Origin of the sequence: Micromonospora sp. NPDC005194 (assembly GCF_040608335.1) — a bacterium.
Taxonomy (GTDB): Bacteria; Actinomycetota; Actinomycetes; order Mycobacteriales; family Micromonosporaceae; genus Micromonospora.
Genome location: NZ_JBEXIA010000013.1, coordinates 105,464 through 127,660, shown reverse-complemented (window position 1 = coordinate 127,660; position 22,197 = coordinate 105,464). Strand labels below are relative to the sequence as shown.

The window sequence follows — 22,197 nt, the reverse complement described above, 5'->3', positions numbered from 1 at the left end:
ACGTGAGCAACCGACCCCTTGCTGCCGCTGGTCGACTCGTTCCTCTTCTCCGCGCCGGCCTCATCGCCGGCATCGTGATCGCCGCCGTCGCGTACCCGGTGGTCGCCTTCACCGGGCTCGGCGCGAAGGCCACCGCGCACGCCACGGAGCAGAAGACCAGACTGCTGACCACCGCCCTGCCCGCCGAGACCTCCTACCTCTACGCCCCGGACGGCAAGACCGTGCTGACCATGTTCTACGAGGAGTACCGGCAGTACACGAAGCTGTCGGACATGTCGCCGAACATCCAGCAGGCGATCGTCGCCGCCGAGGACAACCGCTTCTACCAGCACCACGGCGTCGACCCGAAGGGCGTGGCCCGCGCCTTCGTGTCCAACGCCCGCTCCGGCGGCTCCCAGGGCGCCTCGACGCTGACCATGCAGTACGTCCGGATGGCCCTGCGGGACAGCGCGAACACCCCGAAGGAGGTCCAGGAGGCCACCCAGCAGACCAGCCTGCGCAAGGTCAAGGAGATGCGCATGGCCTTGGACCTGGAGAAGGAGCTGAGCAAGGAGCAGATCCTCGAGCGCTACCTGAACTCCGCGTACTTCGGCCACCGGGCGTACGGCATCTACGCCGCCAGCGAGATCTTCTTCTCCAAGACCCCGAAGGACCTCACCCCGGTCGAGGCGGCCACCCTCGCCGGGCTGGTCAAGTCCCCCTCCGAGTACGACCCGGCCGACACCGACCAGAAGGACGCCACCGGGCGGCGCAACTACGTGCTGGACCGGATGAGTCAGCTCGGCTACCTCTCCCCCGACTCGGCCGCCGCCGCGAAGACCGAGCCGATCCGGCTGAAGCTCACCACCCCGCCGAGCGACTGCGCCTCGCTCATCGAGAAGTACCGGAGCTGGGGCTTCGCCTGCGACTACCTGAAGAACTGGTGGAGTTCGCAGCCCGCGTTCGGGGCCAACCGGCTGGAGCGGATGGACAAGCTGCGTCGGGGCGGCTACCGCATCGTGCTCAGCCTCGACCCCAAGATCCAGGAGGCGGCGGAGAAGAACGTCGGCGCCAAGGAGGGCACCGGCAGCCCGTTCGCCAACGGGATCGTGGTCTCCGAGCCGGGGACCGGGCGCGTGAAGGCGATGGCGGTGAACCGGAACTACTCCCTGGACCTGGCCGACAACCCACCCAGCTCCAACCCGGAGGCCGGGCCGAAGGTGAAGGCGAACTATCCGAACACGGTGGCGCCGCTGCTCGGCGGCGGCGACCTGCCGGGCTACCAGGCCGGGTCGACGTTCAAGATGTTCCCGATGCTGGCCGCGCTGGATTCGGGGATGACGCTGTCCACCTCGTTCAACGCCCCGTACCGCTACAAGTCGTCGGTCTACGACGGCTGGGCGCCCTCCAACGCCAGCGGAGCGATGACCGGGCAACAGACCATGTGGTCCGGCTTCGGCAAGTCGGTCAATACGTACTTCGTGTGGCTGGAGGAGAAGGTGGGCGCGGACCGGGCGGTCCGGCTGGCCGAACAGCTCGGGCTGCGCTGGCGCACCGACGTCGACCGGGAACAGGCGTCCCCGGGCAAGGCCAAGAAGTGGGGCGCGTTCACCCTGGGCGTCTCCGACGCCACACCGCTGGAGATGGCGAACGCCTACGCCGCCGTCGCGGCCGACGGCCGCTACTGCGAGGCGATCCCGGTGCAGGCGATCATGAACCGGGACGGCACTCCGGCCACGTACGCCACTCCGGGCGGTCTGCACCGTGAGGTCGCCAAGCCGCGCTGCCGCCAGGTGGTCAGCGCCGACGCCGCCCGGGCGGCCACCGACGCCGCCCGCTGCCCGACCGGGGACAGTCCGGCACGCGGCGGCTGCGGCGGCTGGTCAACCGCCGACAGCGTCCGGGGTACGGTCGGCCGCCCGGTCGCCGGCAAGACGGGCACCACCGACAGCACCCGGTCCGCCTGGTTCGTCGGCTACACCCCGGAGCTGGCCGCGGCGAGCTTCATCTCCGACCCGGACAACCCGTTCAACGCCGTCGGTGACGGGCAGTCCCAGATCCCGATCGCGGCGGTGGCCGAGACCCTGCGCGACGGCCTGAAGGGCACGCCGACCCGCCAGTTCACGCCACCGTCGGACGCCATCGTGGGATGACGGCGCGGATCAGCGCAGATCAGCGGCCACGAACGACCACAGTTCGAGGTCGGCCCGGCCACCGCCGACGAAACCGGCGTTGCGCAGCAACCCCTCGTAGCTGAAGCCGGCCTTCTCGGCGACCCGGCGGGACGCCAGGTTGCCGGGTGCCACCCGCAGCTCGACCCGCTGGAAGCCGTGCTCCAGGATCAGCGCGATGGCCACCGCGTCCACCGCCTCGGCGGCCAGGCCGAAGCCCCGCGCGTGGGGGGCCATCGCGTAGGAGACCTCGGTGAGCCGGGCGCCCCAGTCGGTGCGCCGCGTCCAGAGGGAGCCGACCATCTGGTCGTCCTCCCGGCGGACCACCGCGTAGTGGTCGCCCTCGCCGCTGTCGCGCCGCTGCCGGGCCAGATCCGTGCACCAGGCGTGCCCGTCGATCGGGCCGGAGTCGTCGGCCAGCGGCAGCCACCGCCGGGTCAGCTTGTCGGCGAAGATCTCCCCGGCGGCCGACGCGTCCGCCGCGGTGAGCCGACGCACCTCCGTACGCGGGGTGGAGACGGTCAACGCCGGAAACCGGCGGACCGCCAACTCACCGATCACGCGGGCACCACGGGAGGCTGCGCGGGCACCGCGTCGGCTGCCGGCTCGCTGACCGCCGCCGCCACCACCCGGGCGGCGGTCGCCGGGTGTCCCGCCCAGTGCAGGGTGAGCTGCGAGGCGTGCACGTTGCGCCACACGAAACCCTCCGGCGTGCCGCCGTCCCAGCTCCAGGCCGGCCGCTGACCGGCGCGCGGGGTGAGCACCGCCCGGTGCTCCTTGTGCCCGACGACCACCGTGCCGCGCGCGGCGACCACGCTGTCGGTCTGGGCGGTCGCCTCCCGGTAGCCGACCACGAGGCCGTCGCGGCTCACACCCACCGCGTCCAGCACCCCGCACATCGGCAGCCCGTCCAGCTCCCGGGCCAGCCACAGCAGGCCGGCGCCCTCAGCGACCACCGGCCGGCCGGTGCGGGCCAGCTCGGCCACCGCGATGCAGAGCCGCCGGTTGGCCGACAGCTGCTCGGCGTACGACTCGGGCAGCGCACCCCCGACGACCAGCGCGCGGGTGCCGACGGGCAGCGCCTCGTCGCGCAGCGGATCGACAGTGACCACCTCGGCGCCGGCGGCCGACAGCAGCTCCGCGGTCTCCGGGTGGCTGAAGCTGCCGCCCGGCCCGCCGGCCAGCGCCACCAGCGGGCGCTGCGCCGGGACGACCAGCTCGCCGAGCGCCTCCTGCGGCGACCAGGCCGCCGCCGGCAGTGGCGGAGCGGAACGGGCCAGCCCGAGCAGCCGCTCCAGGTCGACCGTGGCGGCGACCGCCTCGCCCAGCCGGCGCACCGCACGGACCGCGTCGGTCGAGGAGTCGACCACCGGCGCCACCCCGTGCCGGCGCGACGGCAGCACGGCCGGCAGGTCCTGGCGACGCAGCGCGCCGTAGACCGGCACGCCGACGTCGTCCAGCGCCTCGCGCAGCATCGCCTCGTGCCGCGACGACGCCACCCGGTTGAGGATCACCCCGCCCAGCCACAACTGCTCGTCGTACGAGCGGAAACCGTGCACCAAAGCGGCCACCGACTGCCCCATCGCGGCCACGTCGACCACCAGCACCACCGGACTGCGCAGCGCGGTGGCCGCGGCGGCCGTGGACTCCTGCTCCGGGCGGCCACCGACGGAGTCGTACAGGCCCATGCTGCCCTGCACGACGGCGAGCGCGGCACCCGCGGCGCCGTGTGCGACAAGCGCGGCGAGCCGGTCGACGCCGACCAGCCGGGGATCGATCACCCGACCGGGCCGACCGGCGGCGAGACCGAGGTACGCGGCGTCGACATGATCCGGGCCGAGCTTGAACCCGGCGACGTCGACACCCCGCTCGGCCAGGGCGGCGAGCAGCCCGATCGCCAGCGCGTTCTTTCCGTGCCCGGAGGACGGTGCGCTGAGCACCAGGCGCGGCACGACGGTCATCATCGACTCCTCGCGGGCGGCGGCGGGTACGCGACGGACAACCGAGGAGGTCGATCCGTCGGCGTGACGATACCCGTCCGGTCCGACGGGCGAGCACCGCCAACCGGGGGTCGGCGGACCGTCCCGGCCCGGTCGCGGTGAGTGGCCCCGGTCATACGGGTAGCCTCGGTGCCGTGTACCGGTTCCTGCTGAGCCCACGCTGGTTGGGCGCCCTCGCGCTGACCCTGGTCGCCGCCGCCGTCATGGTGTGGCTGGGCAACTGGCAGCTGGACCGCTACCGGGGCCGTACCGAGATCAACGAGCGGATCGACGCGGGCGAGCGGATGGCCCCGGCGCCCCTGGCCGACGCGTTCCGCGCGCCCACCGGCGGCCCCGGGACCGCCGGCCCGGCCCCCGCGAAGGACAAGGTCTGGACCCGGATCACCGCCACCGGCCGGTACGACCCGTCGAACACCGTCCTGGTCCGTGGTCGGACGGTCGACAGCCGGGTCGGCTTCGAGGTGCTCACCCCGCTGGTGCTCCCCGACGGCAGCGCGCTGCTGGTGGACCGGGGCTGGATCCCGCCCGCGCCGGGCGGGGCGACCGCCCAGCCGTCGGTGCCCGCCCCGCCGGGCGGCGACGTGACGGTCAGCGGCCGGGTGCACGAGACCGAGAGCGGCGCCGGCACGGTGGACCGCCGCGACGGCCGGCTGGAGACGCGGCGGATCGCCGTACCGCGCCTGGCCCGCGAGCTGCCCTACCCGGTCTACGGCGGCTACCTGCTGCTGGACGACCAGACCCCGGCCGCCGACGGGGCGTTCAAGGCCGTGCCGGTCGGGCACACCAACAACTGGCAGAACTTCGGTTACGTCGTGCAGTGGTGGCTCTTCGCCGCGATGGCGCTCTTCGGCTACGGCTGGGTGGCCCGACGCGAGGCACGCCGGGCCGCCGGGCTCGACAGCGCGACCGCCCCGCTGGACCGGGCGGCCGAGCCGACACCGAGCGCGTCCGCCTGAGCGGGCGGCCGCCCCGGCGCGACACGAGGGCCGGCGTGGCCCGTCAACCGCTCAGCCGACCGGCGTGGATGGCGCGGACCGCGTCGATGGTGTCCGCCTCGGCGGCGGACTTGTCGTCGCGGTAGCGCACCACGCGAGCGAACCGCAGGGCCATCCCACCCGGATAGCGGGTGCTCGTCTGCACCCCGTCGAAGGCGATCTCCACCACCTGCTCCGGGCGGACCCTGACCACCCAGTCGCCGCGCTCCACCGCGAGGTCGAGGAACCGCTCGGTCTGCCAGCGCAGCAGCTCGTCGGTGAGCCCCTTGAACGTCTTGCCGAGCATCACGAAGTCGCCCGTACGCGGGTCACGGGCGCCCAGATGCAGGTTGGACAGCCAGCCCTTGCGCCGGCCGCTGCCCCACTCGACGGCGAGCACCACCAGGTCGAGGGTGTGCCGTGGCTTGACCTTGACCCAGGCGGCGCCGCGCCGGCCGGCGTCGTAGGGGGCGTCCGGTGCCTTGACCACCACGCCCTCCTGGCCGGCGTCGAGCGCGGCGGCGAACGCCGCGCCGGCCTGCTCCGGGCCGTCGACCTCCATGCGCCCCACCAGCAGCGACGCGTCCACCGCGCCGGCGAGCGCGGCCCACCGCTCCCGGCCGGGCAGGTCGATCAGATCCTGGCCGTCGAGGTGCAGCAGGTCGAAGAAGTACGGAGTGAGCACCGTCGCGCCGGTGCTGGCGGCGGCCGCGAGCACCGCCGGGGCGACCGGAGTCCGCCCGGTGGTGCTCGGTGTGGTGCGCCGGGCGGCCCGGCTGGAGGTCTGCTGGAACGGCAGCGGACGGCCCGTCTCGTCCAGGCCGATCGCCTCGCCGTCGAGCACCAGCTCCCGGCCCGGCAGGGCGCGAACCGCCGCGACCACCTCGGGCACCCGGTTGGTGATCTCGTCGAGGCTGCGGGTGAACACGGCGATGTCGGCGCCGGAGCGGTGCACCTGGATGCGGATGCCGTCGAGCTTCACGTCGACCACCGCCGGCGTGCCGGTCGCGGCCAGCGCCTCGTCGACCGAGGGAGCGCTCTGCGCGAGCATCGGCGCCAACGGCCGGCCGACCCGCAGGCCGAACCCGGCCAGCTCGGCCTCGCCGCCGGCCAGCGCGGCCACCGCCACGGCACGCAGGTCACCGGCGAGCAGCAGGGCCCGACGGACGATCGCCACCGGCACCTCGGCGGCCCGGGCCACGGCGTCGGCGAGCAGCCCGGCCTGGGCGCCCTGGCGCAGCTCACCGCCGAACAGGCCGGTGAGCAGCCGTTGCTCGTCGGCGGTGGCCGCCGCGTAGAGGCCGCCGAGCAGAGCCCGGCGGCGGGCCTGCGACCCGGCGCCCTGCACGGCGGCGATCTGCTCGATGGCCGCGTCGACGGCGGCCACGGTCAGCGTCGGCTCGGTGGCCGGTGGCGGCAGGTCACGCAGGCTCGCGTAGCCCACGCCGGTCTGCCGCTGACGCAGCTCACCGGCGAGATAGCCGGCGCCGGGCTCCACCTCGGCCGGGTCGAGCCGGCGCAGCGCGTCGGCGAGCAGCTCCACCTTGGCCCGCCGGCCGCTGGTGGCGCCCACGGCGGCGGAGGTGGCCGCCAGGTCGATGAACCGCACGAAGCCCATCCTGCCAGCCACCTCCGACACCGCCCGGGCATTGCCGTGCCCGGGCGGTGTCGGCGCGGTGCCGCAGCCCACGAGGGGGCGGCGGGAATCAGGCGGAGACGGGCTCCTCGATGCGCAACCCTCGGGCGCGGACCTCGCCGGCGACCCGGGAGAGCACCGAGTCGAGGGCGACCAGGGCGGCGGACAGCTCACCGAGCTGGTCGTTGAGCGTGTCCTCGGACCACGCGGAGACGTCGACGTCCCCCAGTGCGCTGACGGCGGCCCCCAACCGGGCCATCACCTCGTTCGTACTCATGTTCGAAAGGCTATAACAAGCCGCCCGGCGACACGCCGCAAACTCCCAGATCAGACGCAAAGTTGTCGTTCCGACACCTAACTGCTTGCCGCGGCCACCTTGCCCAGCAGCAGCGCCTCGGCGAGGCAGACCTTGGCGAACTCGCCGAGGTGCAGGCTCTCGTTCGGGCCGTGCGCGCGGGCGTGCGGGTCCTCCACACCGGTCACCAGGATCGCCGCATCCGGGAACATCTCCTGGAACGTGGCGATGAACGGGATCGAACCGCCGATGCCGATGTCGACCGGGTCGGTGCCGTCCCAGGCGGCGCGGAACGCCGAGCGGGCGGCGTCGAACATCGGCCCGGACGCGTCGATCACGCACGGGTCGCCATCGTGCTCCAGAGTGACGGTCACCTGGGCGCCCCACGGCGCGTGCTTCTCCAGGTGGGCGCGCACCGCCGCGTACGCCCGCTTCGGGTCGTCTCCCGGCGCGAGACGGACGTTGAGCTTCGCCTTCGCGGCCGGGACCAGGGCGTTCGGCGCCTCGCCGGTGGACGGCGCGTCGATGCCGAGCACCGACACCGCCGGCTTCGTCCAGACCCGGTCGGTGAGCCGGCCGGTGCCGATGAACTGGACACCCTCGGCCAGTCCGGACTCAGCCCGCATCCGGTCCTCGGGGTAGTCGACGGCAGCGCCCTCCCGGCTGACCAGCCCGTCCACCGCCATGTCACCGGCGTCGTCGTGCAGGGTTGCCAACAGGCGGACCAGCGCGGTGAGCGCGTCCGGGACGACACCCCCGAACATGCCGCTGTGCACGGCGTGGTCCAGCGTGCGGACCTCGACGAAGCAGTTGACGACGCCGCGCAGCGAGGTGGTCAGCGCCGGTACGCCGATGTCCCAGTTGCCGGAGTCGGCAATCACGATGACGTCCGAGGCGATCTCGTCGCGGTGCTCGCGCAGCAGTTGCTCCAGCGAGTCGGAGCCGTACTCCTCCTCGCCCTCGATGAACAGCGCCACGCCGACCGGCAGCGCGTCCCCGTACGCGCGCAGCGCCGCGACGTGCGCCATGATGCCGGCCTTGTCGTCGGCCGCGCCCCGGGCGTACAGGCGGCCGTCGCGCTCGACCGGCTCGAACGGGTCGGACTCCCACAGCGACAGGTCACCGACCGGCTGCACGTCGTGGTGGGCGTAGAGCAGCACGGTGGGCGCACCGGGTGGGGCGGCCCGACGGCCGATCACCGCGGGCTGCCCGCCGGAGCGCACGATGTCGACGTCCAGGCCGCAGCCGCGCAGCAGTTCGGCGACCGCCTCGGCGGAACGCTCCACGTGTGAGTGGTCGAAGCCTTCGAAGGCGATGCCGGGGATGCGGACGAGGCGTTCCAGGTCGGCGCGTACGCCGGGCATCTCCCGCTCGACGGCGGCCCGCACCTCGGACTCGGACATGATCGGTGAGGTCATGACCGGAATCGTATGCCGGCCTTACCCAGGCGTGTTGGCCGAGCCCGTACCGTCACCGCCGCCCGCCGGGTCGGAACCCGCCCGCGCGCCCGGGGCGGCCCGGCCGGCGCGGTGCGCGCGGCCGGCGGCCTCGGTGGCGGCGTCCATCCAGGAGCGGGCCCGACCGGCCGTGCCGCCCACCCACCCGCCGACGTCGCTGGCGCCGTCGCCGAGGCGGCGCAGCAACCCGACCAGCGGGTCGGTGGAGCGGCTGAACTCCTCCCGGTACGACTCGGCGGCGGCCTTGATCTCCTCCGAGACGCTTGTCGAGGCGTCGTCGTCGCGGCGCGGATAGTCCCCGGACAGCACCCGCCCGTACGCCCCGGAGTCGATCCACTGCCGCAACTGCGCGGCCCTCGCCACCGGCGCCGGGTGCGTGCTCCACGCCGTCATCCGGATCTTGTGCAGGCTGTCGCGCAGGTCGCCGCCGCCGGCGTACTCGGCGGCCTGCTCCAGGAAGGCGGTCGTGTCGATCTGCGACAGGTCGCCGCCGCCCGCGAGCTTCATCAGCAGCCGCAGCGCGGCGGCCGGGTCCTGCCCGGCGAGCAGGCCGGCCCGGTCGGCGGACAGCTCCGCCTTGCGCCACCACTCCAGCATCGCGGCGATGATCGCCCGCAGCGCGAACGCGCCCACCGGCAACCAGCTCAGGTTGGCCGCCCACCGGGTGAGGATCATGAGCATCGTCTTGTAGACCGCGTGCCCGCTGCCCACGTGCCCCAACTCGTGGCCGAGCAGGCAGCGCAGCTCGTCCTCGTCGAGCTGCTGCACGCACGCGGAGTTCAGCACGATGAACGGCCGGTCCAGACCCACCGCCTCGGCGCCCAGCCAGGGCGACTGCGTCACATACAGCTCGGGCAGCTCGGCCACGTCGAGCGCCGCCGCGGCCTCGGTGTAGCGCTGCCACACCGCCGGATACTGCCGGTGATCGACGCGGATGCCGGACGCCAGCACGGACAGCCGGAAACCCCGTTCGTTCCACATGCCGAAGAACGCCCGCACCACGTCGTCGAAACCACGCAGCTCACGCAGCGCGACCAGGGCGCCCCGGTCGGCCGGATGCTCCCAGGCCCGCGAGCTGATGCCGGTGAGGGTGATCCGGCGCCGCGCTGGCGCGTCCGCTGCCGTCATGATGGGGCCCCCGTTTCGCCGTGACTCCTCGCATCGTGCCGCAGCGGGTGGCCGGCGTCCATGCCCGGTCAGCGGACCCGCACGTAGTACCGGGACGCGTCCAGCGGCAGCGTCGGCGCACCGTCGACCACCAGGTCGGCGCGCGCCGCGGTGTCGTCGGCGGCGAAGTGCGCCCGCTCCCCGGTATGCCAGCGGCGCAGCTCGGGCAGGATCTCCGGCCCGTCCCGCTCGACCGCACGGGCCAGCCGCAGCGGCGCGGGCGCGATGACGAAGACGGCGAGGGTCAGCTCCGGCCGGACGACGGCACGGGCCGCGCTGACCCCCTCCACGATCAGCACCGGCGTCACCGGCACCGGCACCGGGCGGGGTAGGAAGCACCGCCGCACCCAGCTGTAGCGCCGGTACGCGCCCGGCTCTTCCTGGCGCAGCGGGGTCAGCACCTCCGTGTCGAGACGAGGCCAGAAGGTGAGCTGGTCGTCCCAGCCGTCGAGCAGGTCGTCGGTGTGCACCACCGGCGGGCGCCCGCCGGGCAGCGCCGCCAGGGCGTCCGCGAGGTGCGCGGCGAACCGGCTCTTGCCCGCGCCGCTCGGCCCGTCCACCGCGACCAGCCGGGTCCGCCCCAACCGCGCCGGGCCCGCGAGCACCCGACGGGCCAACTCGGCGTACGCCTCGACGACCACCACCGGCGGCACCGGCGCGGCGGATCGCTCGGTCGACCCGCCGACGTCCACGCCCTCGTCTACGCCCTGGTTCCCGCCCTGAGCCCTGCCCTCAGCCCCGTCCACGCCCGCGGCCCCGCCCTCGTCTACGCCCTCGTTCCCGCCCTGAGCCCCGCCCTCATCCCGTGCCGGCCCCGTGCGGTCGGGGCCGCGCCGCTGCGGGCCCCTGTGGGCAAGCCCTCTGGTGACGAGTCCGTGCACGACCGAAGTATGCCCCGCTCACACCCCGGCAACGGGGGTTCACCGCCCAGATCAACTCGGCCTCATTGATGTCGGGGTATCCCGTCGGCCAGCACACCCCGACATCACGGAAACCGAGTCGATCACGCCGGTTTCGGTGGGGTGACACGTCCGGCTGACGCCCCGGGCCGGTCATTCTCACGACCGGGGGAATTGGGGCGGGCGACGGGTGACGGGCGGCCCGTTCGCCGCGCGTGTTGGCACCCGAGTCGGCATGATCGGGTGGTGCTCCGAGACGTGATGAGCCCCGGCATTGACGCCCTCCTCGAACAGGCCCGCGCCGGGCTGCACCGATTGACTCCACAGCAGACCGTCGAGGCGGTCCGCGGTGGCGCTCTGCTGGTCGACACCCGTACCGACGCACAGCGCCGCGAACAGGGCGACCTGCCCGGCGCCGTCGTCATCGACCGCACGGTGCTGGAATGGCGGCTCGATCCGGCCAGCGCCTGGCGCATCCCGGAGGCCACCGCCTACGACCGGGAGATCGTGGTGGTGTGCCGCCAGGGCTACAGCTCCAGCCTGGCCGCCGCCAGCCTCCAGACCCTCGGCCTGCGCCGGGCCACCGACATGATCGGCGGCGTCGACGCGTGGCTGGCGGCCGGCCTGCCCACCACGGACCGCCCCGCCGACATCCGGCCCTGAACCACCCTGCTCAGAGCCGCGGGGCGCCGGGTGGGATGAAGGGAAGACCGGGGGGTGCGCCGCTCTCGATGAGGCGCCAGAGGGCGTCGGTGTCCAGGTGCTCCTCGACGAGGTCACCGAGCAGGTCGAGCGAGCCTTCCCGGGCTGCCGCGAAGCTGGTGCCCGGCGCGACCCGGAACCCGGTACGACCCGCCAGCCGGGCGGCCTCGGTGAGGAACCAGCGGCGGAACCCGTCGGACTCGAACGCCCCGTGCCAGTGCGTACCGTGCACCGCGCCGAGCACCGCGCCCTCACCGTCGCCGTCGGCCCCGGTCAGCAACGGGGTCAGGGCGGGGTCGGTCTGTGAGACGTACCCGTGGTGGATCTCGTAGCCGCGGACCGCCACGTCGCCGGGGCCGGTGCCGACCGACTGCCGGACGGTCTTGCGCGGATCGAAGGTGATCTCGATGGGCAGCAGGCCGAGCCCGGGCACGCTGCCCTGCCGGCTCTCGACCGGGTCGTGGATGGCGCGGCCGAGCATCTGGAAGCCGCCACAGAGGCCGAGCAGCGGCTTGCCGGCCGCCACGTGTCTGGTCACCGCGTCGGCGAGGCCGGTCTCGCGTAGCCAGGTGAGGTCCGCGACTGTCGACTTCGAGCCGGGCAGGACGATCAGGTCGGCGGCGGCCAGCTCGGCCGGCTCGACGGTGAGGCGTACGCGCACGCCCGGCTCGGTGGCCAGCGCTTCCGCGTCGGTGGCGTTGCTGATCCGGGGTAGCCGGACGACTGCCACGTCCAGCCAGTCGGTGCCGTGCGGAGCGGCGGGGCGGCCGAGCACCCGGCCGTAGGCGAGCGAGTCCTCCGCGTCCAGCCAGAGGTCGAGCGACCAGGGCAGCACCCCGTACGTGGGACGGCCGGTCACCTGACGCAGCATGTCCAGCCCGGGCTGGAGCAGGCCGAGGTCGCCGCGGAACTTGTTGATCACGAAGCCGGCGATGAGCGCCTGGTCCGCCGGGTCGAGCAGGGCCACCGTGCCGAACATCGAGGCGAAGACGCCGCCCCGGTCGATGTCGCCGACCACGATGGCGGGCAGGTTGGCGTGCCGCGCGAGCCCCATGTTCACGTAGTCCCCGGCCCGCAGGTTGATCTCCGCCGGGCTCCCGGCGCCCTCACAGATCACCACGTCGTACGCGGCCCGCAGCTCGGCCAGCGCCGCGTACGCGGTCTCGGCGAGCCGGGGCCGCACCTGTCGGAAGGTGCCGGCGGTGATCGTGTCGACCGCCGTACCGAGGAGAACCACCTGGCTGGCCAGGTCGCTGCCGGGCTTGAGCAGCACCGGGTTGAAGCGCAGGTCCGGGGCGAGCCCGCAGGCGGCGGCCTGCATGGCCTGCGCGCGGCCGATCTCGCCGCCACGCCCGTCCGGCCCGACCACGACGGCCGAGTTGTTCGACATGTTCTGCGCCTTGAACGGCGCCACCTTCACGCCCTGCCGGTGCAGCCATCGGCAGATGCCGGCGGTGAGCACGCTCTTGCCGGCGTCCGAGGTGGTGCCGGCGACCAGCAGCCCGCCGCTCACCGCCCGCTCACCCGCCGCGCCGCACCGCGGAACAGGCCCCGCTCCGACGCGACCCCGCCGAACAGCAGCCGGCCGTTCCGTCCAGCCATCCGCAGGGCGCCCCCGGCCCCGCCGGACCGCAGGCCGCCCTCGGCCCCGCCGGACCGCAGGCCGTTCCCGGACCCGGCCGCGACGGCCCGCAGACTGCGACGGGCAACGGCGCCGGCCAGGCGGCCGACGGTCACCGGGTACGCGGCCGCCAGCCCGAGGGCGGCCAGGCCGACAGCGCCGGAGATGCGGGCTGCCCGCTTGAGGTGTCGTGCCTCGGGACGGGGGCCGTCGCCCAGGAACGGGCGGACCTCGGAGCGCCCGAAGTACCTGTTGCGGCCACCGAGGCGGACGCCGAGCGCGCCGGCCATCGCCGCTTCGCACTGGCCGGCGTTGGGGCTCGGGTGATCGTTGCGGTCCCGTCGCCACACCCGCCAGGCCTGCTCCCGGTCGCCGTTCGCGACCGGCGCGACGGCGATGGTGAGGAGCCCGGTCAGCCGGGACGGCACCAGGTTGAGCAGGTCGTCCAGCCGGGCGGCCGGGGTGCCGAACCGCGCGTAACGCTCCGATCGGTGCCCGACCATGGCGTCGAGGGTGTTGGCGGCGCGGTAGCCCAGCAGCCCGGGCAGGCCGGCGACCGCTCCCCAGACCAGCGGGGCGACCACCGCGTCGGAGGTGTTCTCCGCGACCGACTCGACGGTGGCCCGGGCCAACTCCGACTCGTCCAGGGTCGAGGGGTCCCGGCCGCAGAGGTTGCCGAGGCGCCGTCGGGCGGCGGGCAGGTCACCGTCACGAAGCGTTCGGCCCATGACGGCGGCCTCGTGTCGGAGAGTACGGCCGCCCAGCACGGTCCAGGTGCCGGCGGCGACGAGCACCGCACGGCTCACCGGCCGGTGCCGGGTGGCCGCCGCAGCGACCGCCCCGAGCACCACGGGCCCACCGACGGCCAGCGCCGTGAACACCGCGCCGGCCGTCCGGTCCGGCCGGTGCAGGCGACTCTCCAGAGCGCCCGCCACCTGGCCGAACCCGGCGACCGGATGCCACCGGCGAGGGTCGCCGAACAGCCTGTCCAACGCGTAACCGGCCACCAGGCCCACCGCGTTCGCCACCGGCGCTGTCCGTCGCACGCGTACCACCCCCCGGCCGGCCAGCCTAGACGAGCACCCCCTGCGCCAGCCGCGGCCGCCGTGCTCCATCGAACCCCACCTCCGTCACGCGGGGTGACGACGCCGGTCGCGTCGCCACCCCGCCCCCGTCGTGCCGCCGGCGCGCACCGTCGTCGGCACCGACCTCAGGCGACTGGGCCGAACTGTCACACCGACTCCGGCCGGATGCGAACCGTCACGCCAGCTGCGGAACCCGCCCCCGGCCCCGCCGGCCCCGACCGGACGGCGGAGCCTCCGGCCGGCCCTCCTCGGGCACCGGCCCCAACTCGTCGTCGGGGTCGCCCTCCAGGTCGGAGTCGTCCGCGCTCACCGCGAGGGCCAGCTCGTCGTCGAGGGCCGCGGGCCCGTCGCCGCCGGGGAAGCCGTCGTCGAGAGAGTCACCGCCCTCAAGGGAGACGTCGTCGAGCGGGCCGTGGCCCAGCGGACTGGTACGCAGCGAGCCGTACTCAGGCAACTCGAAATCGTCGTCGAGCGGGCGGTCGTCGCGCAGCACCGGCGCCTGCTCGTCGGGCACCGGTTCGGTGGGCTCGCCGTGCACGCGGCTCTCGATGGCCGCGTCCTCGACCGTGCTGGTGGTCATGGTCGGCCGGTTGCGCAGGAAGCGGGCCCGCCCCCGGGACAGGTCGTGGCCGACGGCGACCGCCTCCAGCTCGTAGAGGGTGCGGTGGTTGCCCGCGTCGTCGGTCCAGTCGCGGGTGTAGAGCCGGCCGCAGACCACCACCGGGTCGCCGACCATCACCGAGGCGGCCACGCCCTCGGCCAGCTTGCGCCAGCAGTTGACGCGGACGCGCAGCGAGTTGCCGTCGACCCATCGACCGCTGTCGCGGTCGAGCCGGCGGGCGGTGGAGGCGACCTTGAAGTTGGCCACCAGGGTGTTGCTCTGGGTCGTACGCCGCCACTCGGGCGCCGTCAGAATGTTGCCGACAATCGTGACGTACGTGTCGAACATCGTCCCTCCAGGGGATCCGGGGTCTGCCAGCGAGTCGACTCGGCACCGAGCCTGTGTGCTCTCGCCGGCTACCGCCAGCACCACCACCCCGACCTGTGGATGACGAGGCCACCTGTGGACAACGCCCTGATCACACCCCCGATGTGGTACGGCCGACCTACCTGTCCGGGCGCCGACGGTTCCGGAGCCGCCCGAACTGGGTATGGATTTGATCAACGCACCACCGACAAGCTCCACGTCGACGAGAGGTCAGCGCCATGACGATCACTACTTTCGGCTCCGCAACCGTTTCCGAGGTGCGGCGATGAGCGCCGTGGCGAACCCGGCGACCGTGGGCGAGTGCCTGCGGGTGGGTGCGGGGTTCTCCCAGGGCGACCGCAACTGGATCGCCGAGCAGTTCGCCACCCTCGACGCCCGGCTGGCCGGTTTCCACGCCGACGCCACCGAGCTGGAGGTGTCGGTGAAGGACCGGGAGGCCCGGGGCCAGAAGGTCACCCTGGAGTGCTGGATCGCCGGCCGGCAGAAGATCGTCACCACCTCCGCCGAGGAGGACCTGCACGCCGCCCTCAACGACGTCCGCGACGACCTGCGCCGGCGGCTCAACGACGCCAAGACCCGGCAGGAGCCCCGGCACAACAAGCACCTGCGGGACATCCCGCAGCCGCAGGGCGAGGTCGACCCGACCGACGAGTCGGACGCGCTGCCCGCCGCCGACCCGAGCCGCGCCGACGCCGAGACGGCCTGACGCGTACCCCTGCCATGCCCCGGCCGGCAGGCACGGCCGGTCGGGGCAGGCAGCGTGGGGCTACCGCCGGGTAGCTTGCCGGCGTAGCGTCGCGTTCGTGGAACCGGACGTGTTGGGGCCGCCGTACGAGCGGCAGACGATCGACCTGGGCACCGACGACGAAGGCCCCGTTGTCGCGACCCTGGTCCGGCGGCGGGCCGAGCGCCCCACCGGGCGGGCGGTGCTCTACGTGCACGGCTTCGTCGACTACTTCTTCCAGACCCACCTGGCCGACTTCTTCGCCGAGCGCGGCTGGGACTTCTACGCCCTCGACCTGCGCAAGTACGGCCGCAGCCTGCTCGCGCACCAGACGCCGAACTTCTGCCGCGACATCAGCGACTACTTCCCGGAGCTGGACGCCGCCGCCGAGATCATCCGCTCCGACGACGGGCACGACACCCTCCTGGCGATGGGCCACTCCACCGGCGGCCTGATCATCTCGCTCTGGGCGGACGCCCGCCGCGACGCCGGCACCGTCGACGGCCTGGTCCTCAACAGCCCCTTCTTCGACCTCAACGCCCCCTGGGCGGTCCGTCGACCCCTCGCGGCCGCCGTCTCCCGGCTGGGCCGCAGGGCGCCGCACCGCATCCTGCCGTTCGGCCTGGGCACGGTGTACGGCGAGAGCCTGCACGCCGACCACCGCGGCGAGTGGACCTACGACCTGGCGTGGAAGCCGCTGGCCGGGTTCCCGGTGCGCGCCGGCTGGCTGAACGCGATCCGCGCCGGTCAACGCCGGCTGCGCGCCGGCCTGGACATCCCGGTGCCGGTGCTGCTGGCCTGCTCGACCCGCTCCTTCCGGGGCACCAAGTGGCACGACAACGCGACCCTGGCCGACGCCGTGCTGGACGTCGAACACATGGTGCGGTACGCGCCCCGCCTCGGCCGGCACGTCACCCTGGCCCGCTTCGACGGCGGGTTGCACGACCTCACGCTCTCCGGCCCCGCCGTACGCGCAAAGGTTTTCGACGAGGTCGGCCGCTGGGCCGAGGCGTTCCTGGCCGCCGGCCCCACCGCCCCGGCCGAATCCGTCCCCGCCACCGACGCGCCCGGGTTGCCGCAGAGCCGGCCTCCGACGACCGATCGCGCCGAGGCGACAGCGCTCGGCGACTGACCCGTCCCAGCGAGGCGAGCCGGGTTCAGGCGTCGCCGTGCGCGGCCGACAAGACGGCCCGGATCCGATCGAAGGTCGCCACCGGGTGACCGTCGACGCCGGGCAGCACCAGGCCCAGGCAATACAGCGCCACGTCCCCGGTGGCGTCGGGCTGCACGACGAAGACGGGCGCCCCGACGTACCCCGGTGGCAGTTCGCCGGTGATCCGCACGTCGTCCCCGTCGCGGACCACGCGCTCGATCGCCACCTCCAGAGGGCGGGAGTCGTCCTCGCGTACCCCATGGGCCAGCACGAAAGCGGAACTGGCGTCGGCGCCGAGGCGGGCGACGGCCTCGGGCCCGGCGGCGATCCCCGCCGGCACCGGCTGCACGCGCCACCGCCAGCCGCCGTCGCCGGCGTACCGGTGCAGGCCGGCGGTCGGCAGCACCGCGACCCCGTCGCCCGGAAAGCGCGCCCAACCGGGCACGATCTCGCCCTCCGCGATGACGTCCGGGGCGACGCCGGCCGGCTCGGTGACGCTCGCCCGCAGGCCCAGCTCACCGCCGGCAGGGCCGACGAGGTCGGCCGCCGTCAGCAGCGCCTCCCCCACCGGGTCGTCGCCGCCTTGGAAGAAGAAGGCGGTGCCGTAGGCGTCGGCCGTCCGGTAGGGCAGGATGGCGCGGCCGACGACCTGGCACAGCTCGTAGGCGACGCCGCTCTCGGCGTCGGGGTCCAGCAACACCAGCCGAGGGTACGGGCCGACGCTCGGCCTCTTCGTGGGAACCCGGATGCCGGGCGGGTGCACTCCGTGAGACCCTGCTCGGCAACGTGGACGCGGGCACCCTTTTCGTCGTCGGGCAGCCGGACGGCGGTACCCTCTGGGCGCGACACCCACGCCACGCGCCCGTAGCTCAGCGGATAGAGCAGGGGACTTCTAATCCCAAGGCCGCAGGTTCGAATCCTGCCGGGCGCACAACTCCTAGTTGGCCAGCACGGGTATCGACGGCCGGAAGATCCAGAGTCCGCCCGAGTCCGCGTGGAGTTACGGCAGCGCAGCGAAGCCAGGTACCCCGAAGGGTAGTTAGAGGCAGAGGGTCGCTAATCCCCGCTCCGTTCGGAACGGTTCGGATCACCGTACAGTCGTCGCCGAGTGAGGCGGGCCGAGCGCGACGGTGCTCGGTCTGCTGGTGAGATGAGCCGGCAGAGAAGAGAGCTGTGATTGCAGCTGCATCGACAGATCGAGGTACGCCGCTAGCTCTTCTGGGGTGACGGAGATCCAGATGTCTTTGCCCTTCTCACGCTTGACCCGGTTGAGGTGGTCGCCTCCGACTGGTCGAGAGTGCGCGACCGTGTTGCGGAACCGGGTGAGCTTCATCAGGTTCATCTTGAGGTCGCGGTACGACCGCTCCTGTAGAAGGTCAGCGCGCATCTCGGTGATGAAGTCCCGCAGGAGCTTCACTTGGTCCTCGTATCGCATGCCCTCCAGCTCCGCTTCCCTGGCCGGCTGCTCGTCGTCCGTCGAGCTGCACAACCAGGCGAGGATGGCCCGGACTAGGACCTGACACTCATCGTCGCGTGCGATCGCCAGCTCCGGTATGGGTTCGCGGCCCAACTCCTTGGCGAGGTGATCGACAAAGCCGGACCCGGGGCGACCTCCGACCTTAAAGTCACCCTCTTCCGAGCATTGCAGCGCGTCGTGGCCGCTCGGCACGCATACGCAGACGCACGCAGCGGGCGACATCTCATAGCACCCTGAGAGCTGCCGTCCAAGGAGCCAGGGCTTGCCGGTGGCGTCCCGTTGCACGATCTCGGGACTTGGAGCGGCGGCCCGCTTCTTGATCTTGTTCAGGTAGGAGCGTTCGGCAGGAAGATTCAACGCCCGGCGGCACGATTCACACACGTAGCTGTACGCCACGGGCCGGCACCCCCTTTCTGGCCAAGGCCAGGCTACATCGGCACCGTCCGACGATGCATCGGCTTGCCCATGCCGGTACAGCACGTCCAACTACAGCGGCTGGCGGGGTCGGTGCTCGCCGGTAGCCTCAACGAAGAAGGTAGATCGTGGCAACCCGCATTGATCTTACCCTCGTGGCTGACAAGTTGATCGTGCACAGGTCCGGACCGGGACTCATCATCAAGACGCTCTGCCACGAGCAGGCCTTGCCGGCGAACCTCTGGACCCTCACGCAGGATGCCAGTACCGGCCGGCTCATCGACATGACACAGGGCGACACCACGGGCAGCTGACCGACGCTCATCCAGCACCTGGCTCCAACCCTGGAGCCGGCAGCCGGATCACGCCGCTCTCATTGAGCGACATCCAACCCAAGCTCCCAGCGAATCGCCTTTAGAAGCTCAGCAGATAGTGCGCCGAGGTTCCAGAGGTCGCTACGGAGCACATCAATGCGCTCCTGCCTGTCCAGCATCCCGCCGCTGAATGAGGCCCAACAGCGGCGCACACGAACAAACACTTCTCCGCAGGCCTTGTCCGTCTCCACGGACGCGAAGAGCCTGACCTTGGCCCGCGTCAACTCCAAGGCGTTGGCGAGCGTCATAACCTCGCTGCGCCATGCTGCGTCGATCTTCTTGGGGCCGGAGCCATCAACAGGGAGGCGGCTTGAAATAGCACTTCTGAAGCTGTCCAACTGCTGGAGCAGTTCGCTGTACGAGGCTAGGCGTTCCTGGCGCGAGCGGGCGATATCCTCGCGCTCCCACTGCTCCTGGCGCTCGGCCTTCTCTCGCTCCCAGCGCCCCTCCTCCTGCTCACGCTCGTGCCGCCAGCGAAGAAGCTCCTGCTCCCGTTGCCATCTCCACTGTCGGCGCTCGCGCACCCCGCTGGCCACTTGGGTGATAAGCGCGGCGGCGAGCGTGCCCACGACCGCCAGAGCGGCAGCAACAAGGACCATCCACGAGGGAGCGCTAGAACCCATCCGACAATGGTCTCTCGCCCGCGCAACCAATCGGACGATCACTCAGCGTGCAACCGCCTCGTGAGGAACGGCGCGCAGGCGCGCCGCAGATCGTGCAGCCGTAGCACCTGCGGCTGCCCACGGTCGGGGCGCGTCGGCCGGGTCGGCAGGATGAGCCCATGCGGTTGCTGGTGCTTGGCGGAACCTGGTTCGTTGGATACTCCGTCGTCACGACTGGGATCGATGCCGGCTGGGAGGTGACAACATTCAACCGCGGCACGTCAGCTCCCTTCTCTAAAGCGGTACGGCACATCCGAGGCGACCGGACTCGGCCTGAGGACGTCGCCGCTCTCGCTGCCGCCGGGCCTTGGGATGCCGTTGTCGACACCTCTGGCTACGTGCCCAGGAACGTCCTCGACGTGGCAGGCGCGCTCGCTCCCGTCGCCAGTCGCTACGTCTTCGTATCCACGCTCAGCGTTTACCGGGACTGGCCGGTCAAGCCGCTGAGCGAGCAATCCGAGGTGCTTCACTGCCCGCCGGACGCGGGCCCGGACTACGGCACCGACACCGAGGACGGACCGACCCGCTACGGCTACCAGAAGGCCGGTTGCGAGGCAGCGGCACTCGCCGCGTTCGGAGCGGACCGAACCACAATTCTGCGCGCCGGCGTCGTGCTCGGCCCACGTGAGTACGTCGGCCGCCTGCCCTGGTGGCTACGTCGTGTGGCCGCTGGCGGCGAGGTACTAGCGCCAGGCTCGCCTGACCGGGCAATCCAGCCGATCGACGTACGCGATCTGGCCGCGTTCGCATTGCGCACCATCACTGACGACTTGGCCGGCACGTTCAACGTCTGCGCTCCGGTGGGTAGCGGGACCTTCGGAGAACTGCTCGCGCACTGCGCTCACTCGACGCACACCGAAACCTCCTTCACCTGGGTGCCCGACGACTTTCTGCTGGCACAGGGCATCCGGCAGTGGTCCGAACTGCCGCTCTGGCGCACCTTCGACGGGGTGTGGAACGTCGACACCACTGCCGCGCAAGCCGCCGGTCTCCGCGCCCGCCCACTCGAATTGACCGTCCGGGACACCTGGCGGTGGTTGGTCGAGAGCGGGGACGTCAGCAACCACGACCGCGCCGCCGAAATCGGCATCAGCCGAGCGAGGGAAGCGCAGGTTTTGGCCGCCTGGCGCCGCTCAAACGAGCGGTCGAGATGAGGTCTCCGACAGCCACACCGCGATCTGGTCGGCGAGCCGCCGTGCGTCGGCATCGCCGCTTCCCCGTGCCTCGTTCAGCAGACGTCCTATCCGAGCGAGCCGACCGGTTAGCGAGACGTTGCGCCTTTGCGGCGGCAGAGCCAGCACCGTACGCAGCGCCTCAGCAGCCCCGTCCGGATCTCGCATGTGTAGGTGAGCAGCGGCCATGTCGATGTTCGTGCCGTTGATCTGTGAGTATGGCCGCCGCGCTGTCGGCAGCGCCTGATAAACGCGCAGCGCATCGAGGGCGTACCTCGCAGCCTGCTCGCCGTTGCGGAGGTCGAGCCAGGCAGCGGCGGCGCAGGCTGCGGCGCGTGCGTCTCCGAAGGCGAACTCACCACCGGTCGCCGTAGCCAGCTCGTCGGGCCGACCCTCTGCCGCCTCCCTGTCTTGTTGGGCAGCGTCCAGAACGGCAGCCACTGAGGCGGGGTCATCGAGAAGGGCGTAGGAGCGAGCGGCGATGTAGCGGAGCCTCAGCTTCGGTTCACCGTCGGGGGCCACACGCATCGCTCGGCCGTAGTAGCTGAGAGCGGCATCAGGCTCGTTGCGCCAGTTCGCCAACGTCATTTGCAGCCCATACGTCCACGCCTTCAAGGACGCGTGGCCGGCAAGGTCTGCGTACTGGGTAGCCGCCCGGGCAAGGGCGGCCGACTCGGTCCAGTGTCCGAGGTCGAAAGCGGTGGAGGCCATGAGTGATGCGCCCTGGCCGATGGCCACGAAGAGATCGACCAAGTCCCCCGGCCGCCGCGTGCGGTCGGCCAACGCTCGCGCCTCGTCACGCAGCCGCCGTGCAGTTGAGAACGTGTCGAAGGCAGCCATTCCAACAGACCGCGCCAGCACGGCCATGTCCTGCTGCATTGCCTCGATCGAGTCATGCGGCACCCCTGCGCTCGACAGCAGCGAGTCATGGGCGACTGCGTCTGCGGCATCACTCACGACATCGCCGAGATCAGTGCCGCTACCAGCGCCTCTGTGCTTCCTGGCGACGTCGTCGATGTCTTGTAGGAACCGCGATCTGACCGAGTCCGAAAGCCGGCCGACTGCTGCGTCCAGCAACTCTTGGTTCGCGCTGCCGGGCACCGTCTCCGGCCGACTGTGCCAGTACGCAACGGTTCTGACCGCGATGCCCAGCCAGGCCGCGAACCCTTCGTTCGTCATCCCGGCGGCAGCTTGCAGCACACAGGCCAGGCGTCCAGTCCACTGATCCACCCTCGCCATCGCGCCTC

General features: G+C 72.4%; 21 protein-coding genes and 1 tRNA gene. 8 read left to right on the top strand and 14 right to left on the bottom strand.

All coding sequences use genetic code 11. The features are described from left to right. Nucleotides 1-2: 2 nt before the first annotated feature. Complete coding sequence (locus ABZU53_RS14315) at nt 3-2,132, top strand: transglycosylase domain-containing protein (protein ID WP_354858798.1); 2,130 nt, start codon at nt 3-5, stop codon at nt 2,130-2,132. A 9-nt stretch (nt 2,133-2,141) separates the two neighbouring features. On the opposite strand, the gene ABZU53_RS14310 is transcribed toward ABZU53_RS14315, so the two are convergent. Together ABZU53_RS14310 and ABZU53_RS14305 are read right to left on the bottom strand one after the other, a co-directional pair. Further along, nucleotides 2,142-2,711, bottom strand: coding sequence for a GNAT family protein (locus ABZU53_RS14310; RefSeq protein WP_354858796.1), 570 nt, complete (start codon nt 2,709-2,711; stop codon nt 2,142-2,144). Next, on the bottom strand, nt 2,708-4,111 hold the full coding sequence (locus tag ABZU53_RS14305; protein WP_355066156.1) for a cobyrinate a,c-diamide synthase: 1,404 nt from the start codon (nt 4,109-4,111) through the stop codon (nt 2,708-2,710). Before ABZU53_RS14305 ends, ABZU53_RS14310 begins: the two co-directional genes overlap by 4 nt. Before the next feature lie 173 nt (nt 4,112-4,284). Between ABZU53_RS14305 and ABZU53_RS14300 the strand changes: the two genes are divergently transcribed. Beyond that, nucleotides 4,285-5,106, top strand: a complete 822-nt coding sequence (locus ABZU53_RS14300) for an SURF1 family protein (RefSeq protein ID WP_355066154.1) — start codon at nt 4,285-4,287, stop codon at nt 5,104-5,106. 43 nt (nt 5,107-5,149) lie between these two features. Here the strand turns inward: ABZU53_RS14300 and ABZU53_RS14295 are convergent, their stop codons facing one another. The 5 genes from ABZU53_RS14295 to ABZU53_RS14275 form a co-directional block, all read right to left on the bottom strand. Further along, nucleotides 5,150-6,742 carry an ATP-dependent DNA ligase gene (locus ABZU53_RS14295; RefSeq protein ID WP_355066226.1) on the bottom strand — a complete coding sequence of 531 codons (1,593 nt, stop codon included), beginning with the start codon at nt 6,740-6,742 and terminating at the stop codon, nt 5,150-5,152. An 88-nt stretch (nt 6,743-6,830) separates the two neighbouring features. After that, entirely contained in the window at nt 6,831-7,037 is a 207-nt protein-coding gene (locus tag ABZU53_RS14290) for a hypothetical protein (RefSeq protein ID WP_007464240.1), read from the bottom strand. A 77-nt stretch (nt 7,038-7,114) separates the two neighbouring features. Further along, nucleotides 7,115-8,458 (bottom strand): dipeptidase, encoded by a 1,344-nt coding sequence (locus tag ABZU53_RS14285; protein WP_355066224.1) that lies wholly within the window; start codon nt 8,456-8,458, stop codon nt 7,115-7,117. Between the two features lie 36 nt (nt 8,459-8,494). Next, nucleotides 8,495-9,640: a M48 family metallopeptidase gene (locus ABZU53_RS14280; RefSeq protein ID WP_354858790.1), complete on the bottom strand. Its 1,146-nt coding sequence runs from the start codon at nt 9,638-9,640 to the stop codon at nt 8,495-8,497. Nucleotides 9,641-9,708: 68 nt separating this feature from the next. Then, the gene (locus ABZU53_RS14275; protein ID WP_355066222.1) at nt 9,709-10,371 is read right to left on the bottom strand and encodes a hypothetical protein; all 663 of its coding nucleotides are present in this window, start codon (nt 10,369-10,371) and stop codon (nt 9,709-9,711) included. Between the two features lie 468 nt (nt 10,372-10,839). On the opposite strand from ABZU53_RS14275, the gene ABZU53_RS14270 reads away from it, so the two are divergent. Continuing rightward, entirely contained in the window at nt 10,840-11,241 is a 402-nt protein-coding gene (locus tag ABZU53_RS14270; RefSeq protein WP_354858820.1) for a rhodanese-like domain-containing protein, read from the top strand. 10 nt (nt 11,242-11,251) lie between these two features. Here the strand turns inward: ABZU53_RS14270 and ABZU53_RS14265 are convergent, their stop codons facing one another. The 3 genes from ABZU53_RS14265 to ABZU53_RS14255 form a co-directional block, all read right to left on the bottom strand. Then, the gene (locus tag ABZU53_RS14265) at nt 11,252-12,793 is read right to left on the bottom strand and encodes a cobyric acid synthase (RefSeq protein ID WP_355066152.1); all 1,542 of its coding nucleotides are present in this window, start codon (nt 12,791-12,793) and stop codon (nt 11,252-11,254) included. Next, nucleotides 12,790-13,947: a cobalamin biosynthesis protein gene (locus tag ABZU53_RS14260; protein ID WP_355066150.1), complete on the bottom strand. Its 1,158-nt coding sequence runs from the start codon at nt 13,945-13,947 to the stop codon at nt 12,790-12,792. Before ABZU53_RS14260 ends, ABZU53_RS14265 begins: the two co-directional genes overlap by 4 nt. A 214-nt stretch (nt 13,948-14,161) precedes the next feature. Then, complete coding sequence (locus tag ABZU53_RS14255) at nt 14,162-14,935, bottom strand: single-stranded DNA-binding protein (RefSeq protein WP_355066148.1); 774 nt, start codon at nt 14,933-14,935, stop codon at nt 14,162-14,164. Between the two features lie 304 nt (nt 14,936-15,239). Between ABZU53_RS14255 and ABZU53_RS14250 the strand changes: the two genes are divergently transcribed. Next, the gene (locus ABZU53_RS14250) at nt 15,240-15,680 is read left to right on the top strand and encodes an HPF/RaiA family ribosome-associated protein (RefSeq protein ID WP_354858779.1); all 441 of its coding nucleotides are present in this window, start codon (nt 15,240-15,242) and stop codon (nt 15,678-15,680) included. A 97-nt stretch (nt 15,681-15,777) separates the two neighbouring features. Then, entirely contained in the window at nt 15,778-16,830 is a 1,053-nt protein-coding gene (locus ABZU53_RS14245) for an alpha/beta hydrolase (RefSeq protein WP_355066146.1), read from the top strand. Between the two features lie 25 nt (nt 16,831-16,855). Here ABZU53_RS14245 and ABZU53_RS14240 read toward each other — a convergent pair whose 3' ends face one another. After that, nucleotides 16,856-17,551: a hypothetical protein gene (locus ABZU53_RS14240; RefSeq protein WP_355066144.1), complete on the bottom strand. Its 696-nt coding sequence runs from the start codon at nt 17,549-17,551 to the stop codon at nt 16,856-16,858. A gap of 158 nt (nt 17,552-17,709) precedes the next feature. Between ABZU53_RS14240 and ABZU53_RS14235 the strand changes: the two genes are divergently transcribed. Then, a tRNA-Arg gene (locus ABZU53_RS14235) sits at nt 17,710-17,782 on the top strand. A 156-nt stretch (nt 17,783-17,938) separates the two neighbouring features. Here ABZU53_RS14235 and ABZU53_RS14230 read toward each other — a convergent pair. Beyond that, the gene (locus ABZU53_RS14230; RefSeq protein WP_355066142.1) at nt 17,939-18,724 is read right to left on the bottom strand and encodes a hypothetical protein; all 786 of its coding nucleotides are present in this window, start codon (nt 18,722-18,724) and stop codon (nt 17,939-17,941) included. Nucleotides 18,725-18,870: 146 nt separating this feature from the next. Between ABZU53_RS14230 and ABZU53_RS14225 the strand changes: the two genes are divergently transcribed. Continuing rightward, entirely contained in the window at nt 18,871-19,056 is a 186-nt protein-coding gene (locus ABZU53_RS14225) for a hypothetical protein (RefSeq protein WP_355066140.1), read from the top strand. A gap of 59 nt (nt 19,057-19,115) precedes the next feature. On the opposite strand, the gene ABZU53_RS14220 is transcribed toward ABZU53_RS14225, so the two are convergent. Next, on the bottom strand, nt 19,116-19,739 hold the full coding sequence (locus ABZU53_RS14220; protein ID WP_355066138.1) for a hypothetical protein: 624 nt from the start codon (nt 19,737-19,739) through the stop codon (nt 19,116-19,118). A gap of 158 nt (nt 19,740-19,897) precedes the next feature. Between ABZU53_RS14220 and ABZU53_RS14215 the strand changes: the two genes are divergently transcribed. Beyond that, entirely contained in the window at nt 19,898-20,932 is a 1,035-nt protein-coding gene (locus tag ABZU53_RS14215) for an NAD-dependent epimerase/dehydratase family protein (protein ID WP_355066136.1), read from the top strand. Here the strand turns inward: ABZU53_RS14215 and ABZU53_RS14210 are convergent. After that, a complete protein-coding gene (locus ABZU53_RS14210; protein ID WP_355066134.1) occupies nt 20,912-22,189 on the bottom strand; it encodes a hypothetical protein in 1,278 nt (425 codons plus the stop codon). The two genes, ABZU53_RS14215 and ABZU53_RS14210, sit on opposite strands and share 21 nt — an antisense overlap. Nucleotides 22,190-22,197: the final 8 nt, after the last annotated feature.